This window comes from Rhodococcus sp. NPDC056960, assembly GCF_042674125.1.
Lineage (GTDB): Bacteria > Actinomycetota > Actinomycetes > Mycobacteriales > Mycobacteriaceae > Rhodococcus_F.
On sequence record NZ_JBHURF010000006.1, the window covers coordinates 305,670 to 322,275 of the forward strand.

Annotated in this window: 16 protein-coding genes; 8 read left to right on the plus strand and 8 right to left on the minus strand. The window is 68.1% G+C overall.

Going from position 1 to position 16,606, the window contains the following annotated elements:
• Window positions 1–135: 135 nt before the first annotated feature.
• Window positions 136–669, minus strand: coding sequence for a lipoprotein LpqH (locus tag ACFTWF_RS12065; protein WP_378461433.1), 534 nt, complete (start codon window positions 667–669; stop codon window positions 136–138).
• Between the two features lie 208 nt (window positions 670–877).
• On the opposite strand from ACFTWF_RS12065, the gene ACFTWF_RS12070 reads away from it, so the two are divergent.
• The 5 genes from ACFTWF_RS12070 (at window position 878) to ACFTWF_RS12090 (ending at window position 6,511) form a co-directional block, all read left to right on the plus strand.
• Window positions 878–2,203, plus strand: coding sequence for a hypothetical protein (locus ACFTWF_RS12070; RefSeq protein WP_378461494.1), 1,326 nt, complete (start codon window positions 878–880; stop codon window positions 2,201–2,203).
• Window positions 2,200–3,228, plus strand: coding sequence for a hypothetical protein (locus tag ACFTWF_RS12075; protein ID WP_378461434.1), 1,029 nt, complete (start codon window positions 2,200–2,202; stop codon window positions 3,226–3,228). The genes ACFTWF_RS12070 and ACFTWF_RS12075 overlap by 4 nt, the downstream gene beginning before the upstream one ends.
• Before the next feature lies 1 nt (window position 3,229).
• Window positions 3,230–4,741 carry a tetratricopeptide repeat protein gene (locus ACFTWF_RS12080; protein WP_378461435.1) on the plus strand — a complete coding sequence of 504 codons (1,512 nt, stop codon included), beginning with the start codon at window positions 3,230–3,232 and terminating at the stop codon, window positions 4,739–4,741.
• On the plus strand, window positions 4,735–6,006 hold the full coding sequence (locus ACFTWF_RS12085) for a CHAT domain-containing protein (RefSeq protein WP_378461436.1): 1,272 nt from the start codon (window positions 4,735–4,737) through the stop codon (window positions 6,004–6,006). The genes ACFTWF_RS12080 and ACFTWF_RS12085 overlap by 7 nt, the downstream gene beginning before the upstream one ends.
• Before the next feature lie 91 nt (window positions 6,007–6,097).
• Window positions 6,098–6,511, plus strand: coding sequence for a VOC family protein (locus ACFTWF_RS12090; RefSeq protein ID WP_378461437.1), 414 nt, complete (start codon window positions 6,098–6,100; stop codon window positions 6,509–6,511).
• Here ACFTWF_RS12090 and ACFTWF_RS12095 read toward each other — a convergent pair.
• Window positions 6,476–7,687 (minus strand): FAD-dependent monooxygenase, encoded by a 1,212-nt coding sequence (locus ACFTWF_RS12095; protein WP_378461438.1) that lies wholly within the window; start codon window positions 7,685–7,687, stop codon window positions 6,476–6,478. The two genes, ACFTWF_RS12090 and ACFTWF_RS12095, sit on opposite strands and share 36 nt — an antisense overlap.
• Before the next feature lie 92 nt (window positions 7,688–7,779).
• Between ACFTWF_RS12095 and ACFTWF_RS12100 the strand changes: the two genes are divergently transcribed.
• Window positions 7,780–8,499 carry a TetR/AcrR family transcriptional regulator gene (locus ACFTWF_RS12100; RefSeq protein WP_378461439.1) on the plus strand — a complete coding sequence of 240 codons (720 nt, stop codon included), beginning with the start codon at window positions 7,780–7,782 and terminating at the stop codon, window positions 8,497–8,499.
• A 21-nt stretch (window positions 8,500–8,520) separates the two neighbouring features.
• Here the strand turns inward: ACFTWF_RS12100 and ACFTWF_RS12105 are convergent, their stop codons facing one another.
• From ACFTWF_RS12105 to ACFTWF_RS12130, 6 genes are all read right to left on the minus strand, one after another.
• Window positions 8,521–9,747 (minus strand): GTP-binding protein, encoded by a 1,227-nt coding sequence (locus ACFTWF_RS12105; protein WP_378461440.1) that lies wholly within the window; start codon window positions 9,745–9,747, stop codon window positions 8,521–8,523.
• A gap of 114 nt (window positions 9,748–9,861) precedes the next feature.
• Entirely contained in the window at window positions 9,862–10,503 is a 642-nt protein-coding gene (gene nthB / locus ACFTWF_RS12110) for a nitrile hydratase subunit beta (protein WP_378461441.1), read from the minus strand.
• Between the two features lie 25 nt (window positions 10,504–10,528).
• Window positions 10,529–11,152 carry a nitrile hydratase subunit alpha gene (gene nthA, locus ACFTWF_RS12115; protein ID WP_378461442.1) on the minus strand — a complete coding sequence of 208 codons (624 nt, stop codon included), beginning with the start codon at window positions 11,150–11,152 and terminating at the stop codon, window positions 10,529–10,531.
• A 41-nt stretch (window positions 11,153–11,193) separates the two neighbouring features.
• The gene (locus ACFTWF_RS12120; protein ID WP_378461443.1) at window positions 11,194–12,249 is read right to left on the minus strand and encodes a phenylacetaldoxime dehydratase family protein; all 1,056 of its coding nucleotides are present in this window, start codon (window positions 12,247–12,249) and stop codon (window positions 11,194–11,196) included.
• 165 nt (window positions 12,250–12,414) lie between these two features.
• On the minus strand, window positions 12,415–13,320 hold the full coding sequence (locus ACFTWF_RS12125) for a helix-turn-helix domain-containing protein (RefSeq protein ID WP_378461444.1): 906 nt from the start codon (window positions 13,318–13,320) through the stop codon (window positions 12,415–12,417).
• Window positions 13,321–13,434: 114 nt separating this feature from the next.
• Window positions 13,435–14,457: a helix-turn-helix domain-containing protein gene (locus tag ACFTWF_RS12130; RefSeq protein ID WP_378461445.1), complete on the minus strand. Its 1,023-nt coding sequence runs from the start codon at window positions 14,455–14,457 to the stop codon at window positions 13,435–13,437.
• A gap of 260 nt (window positions 14,458–14,717) precedes the next feature.
• On the opposite strand from ACFTWF_RS12130, the gene ACFTWF_RS12135 reads away from it, so the two are divergent.
• Together ACFTWF_RS12135 and ACFTWF_RS12140 are read left to right on the plus strand one after the other, a co-directional pair.
• Entirely contained in the window at window positions 14,718–16,271 is a 1,554-nt protein-coding gene (locus ACFTWF_RS12135) for an amidase (protein WP_378461446.1), read from the plus strand.
• The gene (locus ACFTWF_RS12140) at window positions 16,268–16,543 is read left to right on the plus strand and encodes a hypothetical protein (RefSeq protein WP_378461447.1); all 276 of its coding nucleotides are present in this window, start codon (window positions 16,268–16,270) and stop codon (window positions 16,541–16,543) included. The genes ACFTWF_RS12135 and ACFTWF_RS12140 overlap by 4 nt, the downstream gene beginning before the upstream one ends.
• Window positions 16,544–16,606: the final 63 nt, after the last annotated feature.

Consider the following 16,606-nt stretch of genomic DNA (forward strand, 5'->3'; position numbering starts at 1 on the left):
GCCGCCCCCCCCCGCCCCGACGACAACCCCGCCGGCGGCGCCCCTCCCGACCTGCCACCCGCGGGGCCCTGCCGTGGTTGCTCGGGGGGGCCGCGCGCGGACTCCACGAGTCCGCGCGCGTCCCGTTGGGTGGGCTCAGCCGCCCACGACGGTCGAGCAGGCGAACGTGATGTCGAACTTCGACGCATTCGGCGCGGTCGGGTTGCTCATGTCGGGGGCGCCCACCCCTTCACCGGTGACCGTGTACGTGTCGCCGTCCTTCACGACCTTTGCGGAACCGCCCGGCATCCCCTGCCCGAAGCCCAGCGCGTACGGCAGGCCGTTCGACCCGCCCTTGCTGCCCGCGATCTCGACCGCCTGCACGGTGTCGGTACCGGTGATGGTGGCGGAGACGGCCAGGTCGCCGTACGTCACGTTGCCGGTGTCGGCCAGCGCCAACGCCAGGGTGTCGCCCTGCTTGGCGCAGGTTGCGTCGAAGTCGGCGTCCAGGGGCGTGCCGTCGACCGACGCCGAGGACGCGCCCGCCGGAGCCGCGGAGGCCGGCGACTGCTCGGAGCCTCCCCCGCCGGAACCGTTGTCGCTGCAGCCCGAGACGAGCAGGGCGACCGCGGCGGCCGCGACGATGCCGCCGGTGTAGATGCGCTTGCGAGTCCGAATGACCTTGTTCATGATCCGTCCTTCACGTTTCGTGAGGGGCGCTCGGCGCCCGTCGTCGATTCCTTCGGCTCGCGTTCCGGAGCCGATGTGAGAAAGGTAGGAACTCCTCGCGCCCTACCGATCCCAGACTTCTCGTCGCGTCGACGCGGCGTCACTGCGGTAGCCTGCTCGAATGCAGACGGGAGCGGCGGGGGCGGAGGCTGCTCGGCGACCCCGCGCCATGGTTCTCGACGAGGTCTGGCGACAGCTCGACGGCGTGGAACCGCTCAGCGGGCGCGACGGCGGTCCACTGAGCCGCACCGTGAAACTGATCCTCGATCCGCTGGTCATCCGTCCGGTGCAGAACCCACTGTGCGCCGGACCGCTCGTCACGGCCGACGGCGCGCAGCTGCTCGCCGCCCGCGTGTACGCCTGCGCCGACGTGCTCCGGGCCACCGCGGCCTGGTTCACTCTGCTCAAGCGGGTTCGCCGGACGCTGCGCATCACCGACGGCAACCCGCAGGATCTCTACTTCCAGCGATGCTACGAACTCGCGACCGGGTCCGGCCTGCCCGATCCACTCCGCGACGAGTCCGTCGCCGAGGACACCCTGCGCGACGTGCACGAATTCGCGGCCGGTCGCACCACGCAGGCACTGAAGGCCCACGTCACCGACCCGGCGCGGGCACGGGAACTGACCGCCCTGATCGCCGTCGCGTGGGGACGGCGACCGTTGTCGGCCGGGTCCGCGGGCACCCACGCCGGTGCGATCGGCGAAGTCCTCGACGCCTGCCCCGGCGCACGCCTCGCGCAGGACGGCGACGGCGGACAGTCGGCGCTCGGCAGTCTGATCGCCGGGCACGCGGGAACGCACCACGGAATCGCGCTCTGGACCACCGAGGTGTCGGCCCGCAGCCTCGGCCTGACGGCGCATCCGGTGCCCGGACCGCCGCCTCTGGGGGCGTCGGCATCCACCACGGCCCTCGGGCTGCCGTTCGACCGGTCCGTCCACGAACGCGTCTTCACGGTGCTCCGCGCGTCCACCGACCGTGCGGAACTGTCGCCGATTCACGAACTGGTCACCACGGAGATAGCCCGAAGTTGCTCGCCCTGGGCCCTTCTCGACGAATCGCTCCGGGTCGCGGCGACGACGGGTGCCGCGCTCGCGACCGGTCTCCGTCCGATCGGGGTGGCTGCCGCGCCCGCGGACACGGACACGGCCGCCGCCCGGGTGATCAACGGCCGCTGGCAACGTGAGGCGTACGTCCTGCAGGCACGCCGCCTCACGGTGAGCCCCGACGCGGCGTCCCTGCCCGGAACGAATCCGCTGGCGGTCCTCGCCGCCGAACTCGTCGAGCCGTGGCGGCCGTATCTCCGCCGCCTGTGGGTCCGCCTGCACGGCCGGGACGTGCGCGAGTTCTCCGTGCACGAACCGGACGAACTCTGGGACCTTCTCGACGGAGTGGCACGGTCGGTCATCCTCGACCACCGGATGCGGGTCAAGCAGGCGCTCAGCACGATTCCGCTCGTGGACGCGTCGGATGCTCCCGAATCGAGGGCAAGTTGACGACCGGCACGGTGCGGATTCAGCGCGCGCCCGACGGGGTGTGGATCATCGCCCCCGACAGCGCACCGAGCGTTCTCGACGCCGCGGCGGGGATCGACGTCGCGGTGCTCGAGGTCGTCGGTGGGCATCTGTCGTGGAGTGTGCTCGCGGACTCGGCGGTTCCGGCGGCCGTGATCGACGACGTCGACTCCGCGCAGAACTGGGTGTGGGCGGTGTTCGGCGAGGAGGTGGCCCTCGCCCTGGCCTCCGGTTCCGGGCGCGACGTCACGCCGGCACCGGCGCGGCCGCGGATCGCCGCCGCTGCTCGTCGGCTTGCGTTCGCGCAGTGGGCGACGCGGTGGTGGCCGGCCTCCGCGGTCGATGCCATCCCGGCACTCGACGCCGGATTGCTGAACCGCGAGATCGGTACGCTCGCCGAGGACTGCGACCTCCTCGTCGACGGCGACGACGCACTCGTCCCGGCCGGCCTCCCGGTCTCCGGCCTGCCCGCACGGGCGGACGACTACGCCCTCGCGGCCGGCGCCGCGACCGCGGCCGTGCCGAGCAGGCTCGTGCTGGCGCGCGGTACCGGCGGAACCGACTGGCGCCGGTACCCTCCCGGGCTCGTCGACGCGTCCGAGCGTGCGGTGTTCTGGGAGGTGGTGCGCGCTGCCGGGATCACCACCGTGCGGGTGAGTGTCGTTGCGGCACCCGGTCTCTCCGCGCCCGTTCCGGACCATCTGCAACCACGGGCGACGATCGGCGCCGCGACCGGGACCGTCGACGTCGCGCTGGAATTGTCGGGCGACGTGTGGTCCGGCGAGGCGGCCGCGCCGCAGGGCTCGGAAGCGGGGGTGTCCGTGCGCGTGTATGTGCCCGGGTTCGGCGTGAACGGTTCCCCGGACGGCGGCGACCCGGAGGCCCGCGAGCGGGTTCGGAACCTGGTCCGGCAGCGGCTCCGCCGGGCCGCGGAGCCGACGCCGGACGGGCCCGATGCGCCGCTGCTCGCGGAGATCGACGCCGCTGCCTCGGATTCGGATTTCTGAGGTGGACGATCAGAAGGCGCGTGACCTCCTCGCGGCCGGCGCGGCGGCCTATGCCCGCGGAGACGTCGCCGGGGCGCTCGGCGTGTTCGAACAGGCCGCCCGGGAGGCCACCGGTGACGTCCGGACGAGCGCGATCATCAACGCGGCGAGCATGTCCGACGAACTGGGCGATCACACGCGGGCCATCGGCCTCTACCGCGACGCTCTCGCGCTGCTACCCGCCGACGCGGTGCGGATGCGTCCCGCCGCCCTGGTCAATCTGTCGCAGGCGTTGCAACATCTCGGCGACCTCGACGGCGCCCAGGACGCGCTCGAGCAGGCCCGGGAACTGCTCGCGGGCCGCGACGAGCACGGCGACGTGGCGGTGGCGTGCCTGGCGTCGCTGACGGCGGTCGCGATGCACCGGCAGCAGTGGGCGCACGCGGCCGTCGTCGCCACCGAGTCGCTCGACGCGGCGGTGCGTTTCGCGCCGTCGCTGGCCGGTCACCCGTTGATGAATCTCGCTGCCATCCATTTCGAGACCGGGAGATTCGATCTCTCGGACGATTTCGCCGGGCAGGCGCTCGCCGCGTTCGAGAGTGCAGGCGACATCAACGCGGTCGCCGAAACGCAGCAGAACCTGGGGATCATGCACGTCCGCTCGAACCGGCTCGACGCGGCCGAACCGCTGCTGCTGTCCAGTCAGGCGTATTTCGAGCGCGCAGGCATCGGCCACCGGGCGGGCATCGGATCGAAGGTGCTCGCGTTCCTCGCCGAGGGCCGGGGCGACACCGAGCGCGCGGGAGTCCTCTACCGCCGCAGCCTCGACTACTTCCGGCAGTCCGGCGCGGTGCTCGACGTCGCGGATGTCGAGACCCGTCTCGCCACCGTCGCCTTCGCCGACGGGCGGTCCGACGAGGGCGAAAGCCTCCTCGGCGCCGCTTTCGCCACGTACCGCGACCTGGGGCTCGGCCTGCAGTGCGCGCAGGTCGACTTCTGGCACGCGACACTCCTCGACTCCACGCTCACCTCCGCCGACCCACCCGACAGCGCGGTGCGGGTACGCGCCACCACGCTCGCGGTGCCCGCGGCCGTCGCCATCGACGCCGTCCGCTACACGCTCCCGAACGGGCGGCAACGCGAGCAGTGGAATCGCGAAATTGCCGACCCGGCCATGCACTTGGCGTTCCGTCTCGCCTACTCGACCGGCGACGCGCGGCTGGTGGCCGATCTCGTCGAGACGCGGTGTGCGGGAACCGCGGTGGACGTCGGCCGCGCCGGACACGGCACCCCGGCGCGCCTGCCCCTGCAGTTGCCCGACCCTCCCCCGGCGGGCGCGTCCGACACTCCGGGCTCGTTCCACCTCGGCGCCGCACTGGCCGGAATCGCGGCCGGCGCCGGTCTGCCGGTACCCCTGCCGCCGCGGCTCGCCGTGACGACGGACGGCCGGATCGTCCTGGGCGCGTCGATCACGGCCGCCGAGCAACGCTATGGGCGCGAGGTCCGCGACACCCGCACGGTGCCGGCATGGTGAGCGCACCCGAGCAGCCGACCGCGATCGTGCGGATGGCCGACGCCGGCGACCTGTACACGTCGTGGCGGTGGACCCACGACGTCCTGCCCGGCGGAGTGGGCACGGCACCCGCGGCGCAGGTCGACGAGGCCGTGGCCGCGTTGGGGCGGTCCCTGCCCGACCTCACGGATCCGCAGGGTCTGCCCCGCGCACTGACGACGGGCGGATTCTCCTCCTACGAGTCCGAACACGAACTGGCGCAGCATCTGTCGCGCACGCTTCTGCCGTTCGGCCTGGCGCGGCAATTACACGGCCTGTTCACCCGCGGTGTGCGCCCGCATCTGCGGATACAGCCGTCGCCCCGGGTTGCGCAGGTGCCGTGGGAGTTGATCGCACCCGACCCGGGACTGCGGCTCGTCGACATCGCGGACGTCAGCCTGCTCGCGCCCCTCGGCATCGTCCATGCGCCCGACCGCGAGGCCCGGACCTGGGCTCAATCCCGGCACCTGCCCGTCGTCGCGGTGCTCGACCCCCGGGTGCCGGGGTTCCGGGCGGACTCGGCACTCGGTTCCGTCCTGGGGCGGATGAGCGCGGACAGTCCGCTGTCGCAGCGGGTCGCCGCGTACGCCGACGAGGGCAGGTTGCTTCCGGCAGTGGGCGGACCGACGGACTGTTTCCGCCGCGACGACCTCGACCGGGAGTGGCTCGGCACCGCGCTGCGGGCGGGAGCCGGCCGGCTGGTGTACGTCGGGCACGTCACCGCGGCCGCACCCGAATCCGGTGAGAGCGAGCATGCCGAACTGCACCTCGCCTGCACCGCGGAGTCCATCGGGTTCGCGGAGCCCACGCGTGCGCACCGGCCGTTGTCCGCGAAGGACCTGCTGCTCGGAACGCACACGCTGACCGCCGAACCGGTCCGCGGGTCGCAGCTGTGGCCGATCCCGAGCAGGGTGGCGCTGATCGCCTGCGAGAGCGGCGGTGACCTGCGGTTCAGCGAGGCACTCGGGCTGGTCTCCGCGATGATCGCGGGCGGCGCAGAACTCGTCACGGCCGGCCGGTGGGCGCTGCCCACCGATCTCGCGTTCCAGCGATTCGCCGGCGCCGCAGCGGACGCGCGTCCGCTGCAGGATGCGATCTGCTCGATCGACGCGGCACACGAACAGCCCGACGCGGTCGGTGCGCTGTGCGACTGGCAGCGACAACGGGTGGCCGCGTGGCGGGACGAGCGGACCATCGAGCAGTCACCGGTGCTGTGGGCGGCGTTCGCGACCGTCGCGGCCCACTGATCCGCCTCGCGTTCGACGTTCCCCCCATCGTGTCGGTCGGTCGTTGTACCGTCGTTCCTGTCGGTTCCGGCACGAAGAAGGAGCATGTCTCATGACCTCTCGTCTCAACCCTTACATCAGCTTCGACGGCAACGCGCGGCAGGCAATGGAGTTCTACAAGGACGTCTTCGGTGGCACCCTGGCGGTGAGCACGTTCGGCGAATTCGGCGCCCCGGATGCCGAGGGTTCCGACAAGATCATGCATGCCATGCTCGAATCCGACAACGGATTCACCCTCATGGCCGCCGACACACCGCCCGGGATGGAACACAACCCGGGAACCAATATCGCCGTGAGCCTGAGCGGGGACGACGGCGACGACCTCCGCGGCTACTGGGCCAAACTGTCGGACGGCGGCACCGTGTCGGTGCCCCTGGAGAAGCAGATGTGGGGAGACGAATTCGGTGCCTGTACAGACCGGTTCGGCATTTCATGGATGGTCAACATTGCCGGGACGCCGAGCTGACAACAGCGCCGGGTAGTCCTGCAGGTCGATGTCGGTGGCGAAGGAGTCGGTCAGCTTCATCATCAGACCGAACAGGATCCTTTTCTTGAACGTCGCGTTGCGCAACCTGATTCGAGCACGCGACTTCGGCGCGAGAAAAGGTCCGGCGTTGCCCTTGCGCGCGATCTTCGCGTACCGGTGCATCTGCTCGTTGTAGCGTCCGAACGCCACCCGGTGGTCGCCGTCGGCGGCGGCGAGTTCGCCCGCCAGCACGTACGCACCGACGAGGGCGAGTCCAGTCCCGAAGCCGCCCAGCGTGTTTCCGTACGCGGCATCGCCGAGTAGGGCCACGCGGCCGGCGGTGTAGGTGCCGGTCTCGACCCTCGCGATCGAGTCGAGGTAGAAGTCGGCCGCGTGGTCCAGGCCTGCGAGCAACCCGGGCACACGCCACCCCGCATCGGCGTACGCGGCGGTCAGGATTCGTTTCTGCCGGGTGGTGTCGGCGCGGTCGTACTCGATCTTGCCGGAGGCGAAGACGAACAACTCCGGCGCCTTCGGTCCCCCGACCACGGCCATCCGCCCAGGTTCGTTGTACATCAGCCCCGTCGCGCGTGCCCTGTCCGTCGAGGCGTCGGTCGCCGAGTCGGTGGTCCCGACGACGGCGTAGTAATACCCGAGGAAGCGGACGAACTCCTCCTCCGGCCCGAACCGGTGGCGGCGCACGGCCGAGTGGATGCCGTCGGCGCCGAACACCAGGTCGAAGCGGCGTGCGTCCGATTTCTCGAACGTGACGTCGACACCCGACTCCGTGTCGACCAGCGCGGCGACGGAATCCCCGAAGAGGTACTCGCACGACTCCGCGGTCCGCTCGTACAGGATCTCGGTGAGGTCGCCGCGCAGGATCTCGACGTCGCCGCCGATGAATTCGCCGGGGATCGTCGCCAGGTGCCTGTCGCGTTCGTCGACGATCAGGAGGTCGGTCTTCCCCGTCTGCCTGCGGTACACCTCGTCGAGGATTCCCATCCGCTCCAGTACTTTTCGGTGCACCTGCCCCTTGAAGTCGACGGCCTGGCCGCCGAGCCGGAGGTCCGGTGCGCGCTCGACGACGGTGACGGCGTAGCCGCAGCGATCGAGCCAGTACGCCAGGGCGGGCCCGGCGATGCTTGCACCCGAGATCAGGACGGTTCTGTTCGGCACGATGACCTCCGCGATTCGAATTGTATCCGCCGGACACAGTTCAGTGTATGGTAGACACTGTTCCGGAGCAAGAGTCGTCCGGAGGAGCGCAGATGGTCACCCAGCCCCGTACCGCCGAACTGTTGTGGGGGTCGTCGGCGAGACCGAAGCGGGGGCCGAAACCGGCCCTGAGTCTCGAGCAGATCGTCGCGACCGCGATCGCGATGGCGGATGCCGACGGCCTCGCCACGTTGTCGATGCAGCGCCTCGCGGAAGATCTCGGGTTCACCAAGATGTCGCTGTACCGCTACACCCCAGGCAAGACCGAACTCGTCGCCCTGATGCTCGACGCCGCGCTCGGACCCGCGCCCGACCTGTCCGACGTCGACGAGAACTGGCGTGCCGCACTTCACGAGTGGGCTCTCCGCATGTCGGCCGGCCTCCGACGTCACCCGTGGGTCGTGGATGTCGCCGTCGGTCCGCGGGTGCTGGGCCCGAACGAATTGGGCTGGCTCGAAACCGGCCTCGCGGCACTGAGCGGCACGGGACTGACCGGTGGAGAGCGTCTGGACGCGATCGTCCTGATCACCGGCCACGTGCGCAGCCTCGCTCAGCAGACGACCGCACCCGGCGCCGCCACCGACACACCCGAGAAGTTCCTGAACGACATCATGACCGGAATCCTCACCGCCCACGCCGACCGCTACCCCGAGGCGGCGGCCGCCTTCGCCTCGGCCAGTTCCACGTCCGGGCAGGACGACGCACTGGAATTCGGGCTGGCCCGGATCTTCGACGGCCTGGCGGCGCTCGTCGCCGCGCGAACTGCGAGCTGATCACCCCGCACTGAGCACGGGTCAGATGGCGCTCGTCTGGGCTGCGTGACCGGTCACGTGTTCGGAGTGACCGGCGCCGAGAGGGTCGGGCCATTGCGTCCACGCGTCAGAGCCGAGCTCGATTTCCTCGGTGGTGAGTAGACAGGCGTCGAGTTGGTTCCGGAGTGTGCCGGCGTCGATCCCCTGGCCGATGAACACGAGTTCCTGCCGGCAGTCACCGACCGGTTCTTCCCATTTGTCGAGAATGCCCTGACGGCGGTAATCGTCCTCCGGCCAATAGCCGTCGGGAAGGAACTTCCACCATCGACCGACGTACCCGTGCCGGATCACGTGACCGGCCTGCGAGATACTGCCGATCTCGGTGAACCGGCCGGCATTCCAGAAGTAGCCCTTGGCGCGGAGAAGCCGGCCGTTCGTCCACTCGCTGGTGAGGAACTGATGTAGCCGTCGGGGATGGAAGGGTGCCCGTTCTCGGTAGACGACCGACCCGATTCCGTATTCCTCGGTCTCGGGGGTGTGCTCTCCCTGGAGTTCCTGCAGCCAGCCGGGTGCCTGGGCGGCCCGTTCGAGGGAGAACAGGCCGGTGTCCATGATGGTGTCGAGCGGAACGTGTCCGTGAGATACCGGGAGAATGCGCGCGGTCTTGTTGAGTGATCGAATCAGCTCGGTGAGTTCGGTGAGTTGCCCGGTGGAGACGAGGTCGGCCTTGCTGATCAGGATGACGTCGGCGAACTCGATTTGATCGACGAGCAGATCGGAGAGGTCGCGTTCGTCCTCGGGCGCGTCGGCTTCGACGGGGCCACCGGACCGATAGTCGCGCAGGAAGCTGTGGCCGTCGACGACGGTCACCATGGTGTCCAGCCGGGCCAGGTCGGACAGCGCGTGTCCGTCGCTGTCGATGAAGGTGAACGTTTCGGCGACGGGCAGGGGTTCGGAGATGCCGGACGATTCGATCAGGAGGTAGTCGAATCGACCGTCCGCTGCCAGGGTCCTGATCTCGTCGAGAAGATCCTCCCGCAGGGTGCAGCAGATGCAGCCGTTGGTCATCTCGACCAGCTTTTCCTGCGACCGGCTCAGCGTGACCTCTCGTTCGACTTCGGCACTGTCGATGTTGATCTCGCTCATGTCGTTGACGATCACCGCCACGCGCCGGCCCTCGCGGTTGCGCAGGATCTGATTCAGGAGTGTCGTCTTTCCTGCACCGAGAAATCCCGACAGCACGGTGACAGGCAGGCGCATGTCGTTCATGGGTCAATTCCTTCCAGGAAATCTGTGCGTACTCGGCAGCAGACCGGCGGCGGCCGCACGGCAACTCCGGGCGAGATGCCCGCCGCCGGTCTGTGTTCATCGTGTCGGAATCGTTCAGACGGCTGCTTTTTCGAGGTATCCCTCGAACAGGTCGACCACGACGCTGCGGGCGTCGGTGTCGTCACCGAAGAGTTCCTCTGCCGCGAATTCGACGTGATAGGTCGGTTCCTCGCCGGCGTCGTTGCGCCCGTGGCCTATCGCGTCGGGAAACGGCCACTTTTCGGTGGTGCGATGGGTGATCGTTCCGACACGACCGCGGCAGTATGCCGGCACGCGGATGTGTCCGGGCACGCGCTCGTCGCGAACCCGGACACGCTGCCCGACCTCGAAGGTGACGTGATCGCTGCGCGCCGGCCGGCCTTCCGACTCGGCAGGAAGCGACAACGGGAACGGGCCTCCGGCGAGCGTCTCGAGTTCGTCGTGGGTGAGAATTCCCTTCTCTACCATGAGGGTTGCGACGCCGATCACGTATCTCTCGTAGTACGGCGTCATCATGTAGTGACGGGGTTCCATGCGTTCGACGACGTGCCGGACTTCATCGACGCTGAACGCCCCCAGGTCCGCGGCGCCGAGGAACAGCAGACTGTAGGGCAGGTGTTCCCACTCTGCGTGGAACGGCCCGCCGACGTCGGCGTCGACGGTGTGAGGGACCTTACCGAACCCCTGTACGCCGGCGAGATCGTGTACTCCATCCATGGATCTGATTCCTTTCTCGGGGTGGTCAGACGGTCGGAACCTGCGGGATCGCAACCCCGATCAGGCAGTCTTTGGTCACGAGCTGCTGGAGCTGCTCGCGGCTCCATCCTTCGGTGCCCGCCGGCCGCTGGGGAAGCACGATGTAGCGCGTTTCCGCGGTGGTGTCGTAGACGCGGATATCGACGCCCTCGGGAACATCGGTGCCCATCTCGGACAACACCTTTCTCGGTTCGCGAACGACACGGGCGCGGTACTCGAAGCTCTTGTACCACGTCGGCGGCAGGCCCAGGATGGGCCAGGCGGTGCACGAGCACAGAGAGCACACGATCACGTTCTTGAGCGTGGGGGTGTCCTCGAGCGCCACGATGTACTCGCCCTGCGGTCCCAGGTAACCGTATCGGCCGACGGCCGCAGTACCGTCGGTGAGCAGAAGTTCCCGGAACTCGTCGTCGGTCCAGGCCCGGGCGACCAGTTCCGCGCCGCGGCGGGGGCTGAAGTCCTCTTCGAAAGTCTTCTTCCAGCCTTCGGCGTATCCTTCGGGAACCAGTCCTTTTCCGTCCAGCGCCCGGAACAGCGCCCAGGCCCGGTCGGCGGCCGGGGCCTGTGCGGGCGCCGCGTTCTCCGGTGTGTGCTCGATCGCTATCGACATATCTTCACCTTTTCTGTGTGGGCTGAAAACTGCGAATAGATCTACTGCTGCGGCTGCGCGTCACGCAGCATGCCGGTCTGCGGATGACAATTGATGTACTCGTAATGCTGATCGCGGGCGTCGAAAACCGAGACCTCGTGGTAGAGCCGCAGCTTCGACAGGCTCTCGGCGACGCGGAAGAACGTGGTGAAAATCCGCAGATGGGTGGGATGAGACTCCGCCCAGCGTTCGAGCTTGTCCAGCGAACCCCAGTGTCCGATGTTGTAGCTCAGGTCGAGAAAGTTTCCGTCCAGATCGATGTTGCGGACAAATCTGTTGCTGTAGCAGCCGACGGACTGTCCGTTGTCCCGCAGGAAGTCCATGCCGCCCTGCAGGGTTGGCAGGATCTCGTCGAGGTACAAGCTCCGTTCGGACATGTCGGTGTCGGCCCAGTCCTGCCCGGAGCGAATCAGCGCGATGTTGTCGTGACCCTGTACCACTACGCGGCCACCCGCAGCGGGGTCGCCGCTGACCACCCGCAATTCACCCGATGGCTGTATCCAGTCGGTCTGGGAGACGGGAAAGCGCTCCCGCATCGAACCCCAGTAGCCGTGTTCGTTGATCTCGCCGCTGACACCGTCCATGACCGCACCGACACCCGGAAGGGCATCCCGGAAGGCGTACAGAGTTTCGAACTGCTCAGCCCGCGGGGCCACGATCTCACGGAAGTATCCCAGCCCCTCCGAGAGACGTTCATCCGATGCCCACCAGTCCGCCACCGCCGGCAGCCGGAGCCAACGGTCGTGGGCAGCGGAATCTTTCCAGTACCCCACGATCATCAGATTTTCGTGATCCCGATTGTCGACGTGATGGGTCACGTCGTAGTGCAGTGGGCCGTCGGGCAGGTCGAAACCAGCCACCATGTCGCGCATGGCCTTCAGCGCGACCGGGCGCTGCTCGTCACCACGGAACTGCACTCCGAGATATCCCATCACCACCTGCTGCACGTGTTCGTCGGCACGTCCCACCCACATGGGGAAGGGTGGTTGGTAGTTGTCCGGGACGCGACGGGTCAACGTGCGGGGGCAGGTGAGGTGGTCGCTGATTGCAGATTCCATGAGCGCTCCTGATCGTGGTTCAACTCGTGCGGGCTGCCTTGCCGGCAGAGGGAAGACCCGGCAAGAACGAAAGTTACCTCCCCGATCCGGGGCGAATCTGACCGAGAACGACAGGAATGTGGATGAGAGTGACAACTCGAATGGCGTGTCTACCGGAGGGGACGGTCAGGTCAGTGGCTGTACCGCCGACGCCCGGTACTGGCGCGGACTCATGCCGTACTCGTTCTTGAACGTTCGGCTGAACAACGAGGGATCGGCGAAACCCCAACGGCGAGAAATCTGGCCCACCGAGCGATCCCGAGTCGTGCTCTGCGACATCTCGCGGCGGCACTGCTCCAGGCGCCGCACGCGGATGGCGCGCGACACCGTCGTGTCCTGCTCGGCGAATACCCGGTGCAGCTGACGGGTAGAAATTCCGAGGGCTGCAGCGATGACAGACGGTGACAGCGAGGGATCTTCGAGATTCTCGTCGATCATCGTGACCGCGGTCCGGTAGGTGCTCGAGCGTGGAGTGCCGACCGGCCGGACAACGCTTCGCACGACCGCACCGACCAGGTCACCGACCTCGTCCACGATCGCGTTGCCTGCTCCGGCATCGGATGCGATCCGGCTCGTCACGATGTCGTGAAGAAACCGGCCCAGGAGCCCGCTGGCTCCGGCACGCCCGTCGAACGCTATTGCGGTGAGATCGTGAATCTCCGCCTCGGTGAACGAAAGTGAGGCTCTCGGCCATGTGAAGACCTCGAGCGCCCAGGAACCGTCGTCCGGATGTCCGTCGATCTGCCAATCGAACGGCCTCGTGGTGTCGTACAGGACGAAGTCGCCGTGGGTGAGCACACACTCTCGGTCGTCCTGGGTGACCACGGCCCGCCCGCGACGGATCCGCCCGATCTGGAGGTAGTCGGCGCGGTCGGCTCGGGCCAGGCTGCCGCTCCGGACAATTCGTTGATCGGTCGATTGGACTGTGGCGACCTTGAGATGAGCGAGTTCGGACGAGCGCACCGCACCGGTGAACCGGCGGCGGTCTTCGATGTCCGTGACGTCGAGGGCGACGAAGTGCTCGCGCAGCATGTCTTCCCAATCGCAGGCCCGTGTCGTCCGTGCGGGTAGCGCAAAACCTGATCTGACAAGCACGGGTACCTCACTTCGATCCGATGGTTCAGCGTTTCCCCGGGAACTGGGCGGCTACCTGCGCAGGTCCCGGTACTTGCTCGGGCTGACGCCGTATCTGGTCGCGAACGCTCGGCTGAACACCGACAGATCGATGAATCCGAACTCCGCGGCGATATCGGTCAGGGAACGGGAGGCGTTGCGCGGCGACAGCATCGCCTCACGGCAGACCTCGAGCCGGTGCGCCCGGATCGTGGCGGCCACAGTGTTTCCGAATCGAGCGAACACTCGGTGAACGGTTCTCGTGGAGACGAAGAAGGCGTGGGCGATGCGCTGCGGGGAGAGGTCGGGGTCGTCGAGATTCCGCTCGATGTACCGCAGCATGTTCGTGTAGAGCTCGCGTGCGGTCGCGTCGGGATCGTCCGGCTCAGCTTCCTCCTGTGCGGCCGTGACCGCCAGGTCGGCGATTCCGTCCGCCAGCCGCATCGCACCGCCCGGCGACGGTTCCTTCTCGACGGCGAGAAGTCCGGCCAGCATCGGCGAGAGCAGCTGCCCTACTGCAGAATTCGACCGAACGGTACGTGCCGTCAGTTTCCGAGACTCACCCTCTGTCAGTGAGACAGCGCTGCGCGGCCACGTGAAAACGCGGAGATGCCATTCCGGTCGCAGATTCCAGGTGAACGGGCGGGCGGTTTCGTAGATGGCGAAGTCTCCCGGCCTCAGAGAGCAGGTTCGCCCGTCTTGGACGAGTTGTCCCTCGCCGGCGACGACCAAGCCGATCTGCATCAAATCGAGCGGGTACCGGTCGGTGAGCTGCGCGGTCCGGTGAAAGCTTTGAGGTGTGGCCAGGACGTCGGCGGCCAGGAGATGCGCGAAACGCCGGGTGTGGACCGTTCCCGCGAAGAGATCGGAGTCGGCGGGGCTGATTTTCAACGCCACGAACGTGTCGCTGATAGCCTCCACCCAGTCGCCGAGGGCGGCTGTCCGGATCACTTCCTTGCGGTGGTGCTCGCGCGTATCCGCAGCGTTACGCACGGCCGGAGACTCGCCGTCGCGCGGAGTCGATCGATCGTCACCCGGTGCGAGAAACAACGGCATGAACAGCACCTTTCCCTCGCGTGCACACCACGCTATGAGCAGTCCGACATGCCTGTCAACGACGGCAGGCGTCAGCGGTGAGATTGGCGCGGAGCGCAAAGCGGGCTGTCGCTCCGAGACAAACGCCACGCGCCGGCTGCTCCTACGGTTCGTAGAACACCGGGAAAATTCCGGCTGGTCCTGTGCCGTTTCCGGCCCCGACCGCCGACCCTCGACCAGGTGCCCACGGGCGCCACATCACAGCTGAGGAGCGCACCTTCATGACGTCGTTGCCTGCACCCGATTCCGCCCGATTGGCGGCGTTGAACGAGCACTTCCGCTTCGGGCTGTCCGCTGCGGACCTCGAGGAGTTCGCTCCCGCCGTCGAGGCCACCCTCACCGCGTCGATCGCGGTCGAGCAGCTCTATCAGCGTGCGGTCCCGCCCGTCCCCGAACGGTCCTGGGCACCGCCGGCACCGGAACACGATCGCCTGGGAGCGTGGTACGTCACCACCGACATCGCCGGATCCACGGAGGGACCGCTGGCCGGCCGCACGGTGGCGGTCAAGGACAACGTCGCGGTCGCGGGTGTTCCGATGATGAACGGCTCACGCACAGTGGAGGGGTTCGTCCCGCGTCACGATGCGACGGTGGTCAGCAGACTGCTCGATGCCGGCGCCACGATCGCCGGAAAATCCGTCTGTGAGGATCTGTGCTTCTCGGGCGGGAGCTTCACTTCGCAGCCGGGACCGGTACGCAATCCGTGGGACCTCGCCCGCAATTCGGGTGGGTCGTCCAGTGGTTCCGGCGCCCTGGTCGCCGGCGGCGAGGTCGATCTGGCCGTCGGCGGAGATCAGGGTGGTTCCATCCGCATTCCCGCCGCGTTCTGCGGCATCGTCGGGCACAAACCGACACATGGCCTGGTCCCGTACACCGGGGCTTTTCCGATCGAGAGGACCATCGACCATCTCGGCCCGATGACCCGCACCGTCGCCGACGCGGCCACCATGCTGTCGGTGCTCGCGGGCACCGACGGGGCCGATCCGCGGCAATCGCACCCGGTCGAGCCGGTGGACTATGCGGCGGCGCTCGCCGAACCGGCGTCGGGGCTCCGGGTCGGTGTCGTCTCCGAAGGCTTCGGCACTGCAGTGTCCGATCCGGAGGTCGATGCAGCCGTCCGCGCCTCGGTCGAGGTTCTTCGGGGTGCCGGGCTCGCGGCCGAGCCGGTGTCGATTCCATGGCATCGCGACGCGATGCACGTGTGGAACGTGATCGCGACCGAGGGTGCCGCGTACCAGATGCTCGACGGCAACGCCTACGGCATGAACACCGACGGCTTCTACGACCCGGAACTGATCGCCCACTTCGCGCGCCGGCGTCTCGAGCGGGGTCACGAGTTGTCGAAGACGGTCAAGCTGGTGGGGCTGTCGGGCCGGTACACGTTCGAGGTCGGCGGCGGGAAGTACTACGCCATGGCGCGCCAACTCGTCCCCGAACTCCGCGCGGCCTACGACGCCGCGCTCGCCGACTTCGACGTGCTGGTCATGCCTACGGTCCCCTACACCGCGCGGCAGATCCCCCCGGCCGATGTGGCATTGGGCGACTACCTCGACGTCGCACTGTCGATGGTCGGCAACACCGCCCCGTTCGATGTCACCGGTCACCCCGCCTGCTCGGTTCCCGCCGGGCTGGTCGACGGCCTGCCGACCGGAATGATGATCATCGGCAAGCGTTTCGACGACGCGACGGTCCTGCGCGTGGCACACACCTATGAACTGGCCGTCGGCGGCTTCCCCACCCCACCGGTCACCGCGGCCGCCGGGAGTACCGCATGATCGGGGCGTTCGACTCGACGGTGCGCTCGATGCCACCGGCACGCATGTCCCTGAACGACGAGATCCTCGATCTCGCCGTCAGGTGGCTTCCCATCGGAGACCCACCCGCCCATAAGATCAAGCGAGACTTTGGAATCGAACCGCCCGAATACCGCATGCGCCTGGCCCATGCCATCGACCGCTACCTGAAATCATCCCCCGGAACAACCGCGCAGCCCGACCGATTCTTCGAGACGTCGCTACTGACCACTCTGCGAACGAAGAGGCGGTGACAACGGTGGCGCGTCAGCCATTCCGCTCGCGGCTCGACGCTCGTAGCGTCAGAGGTGATCGAC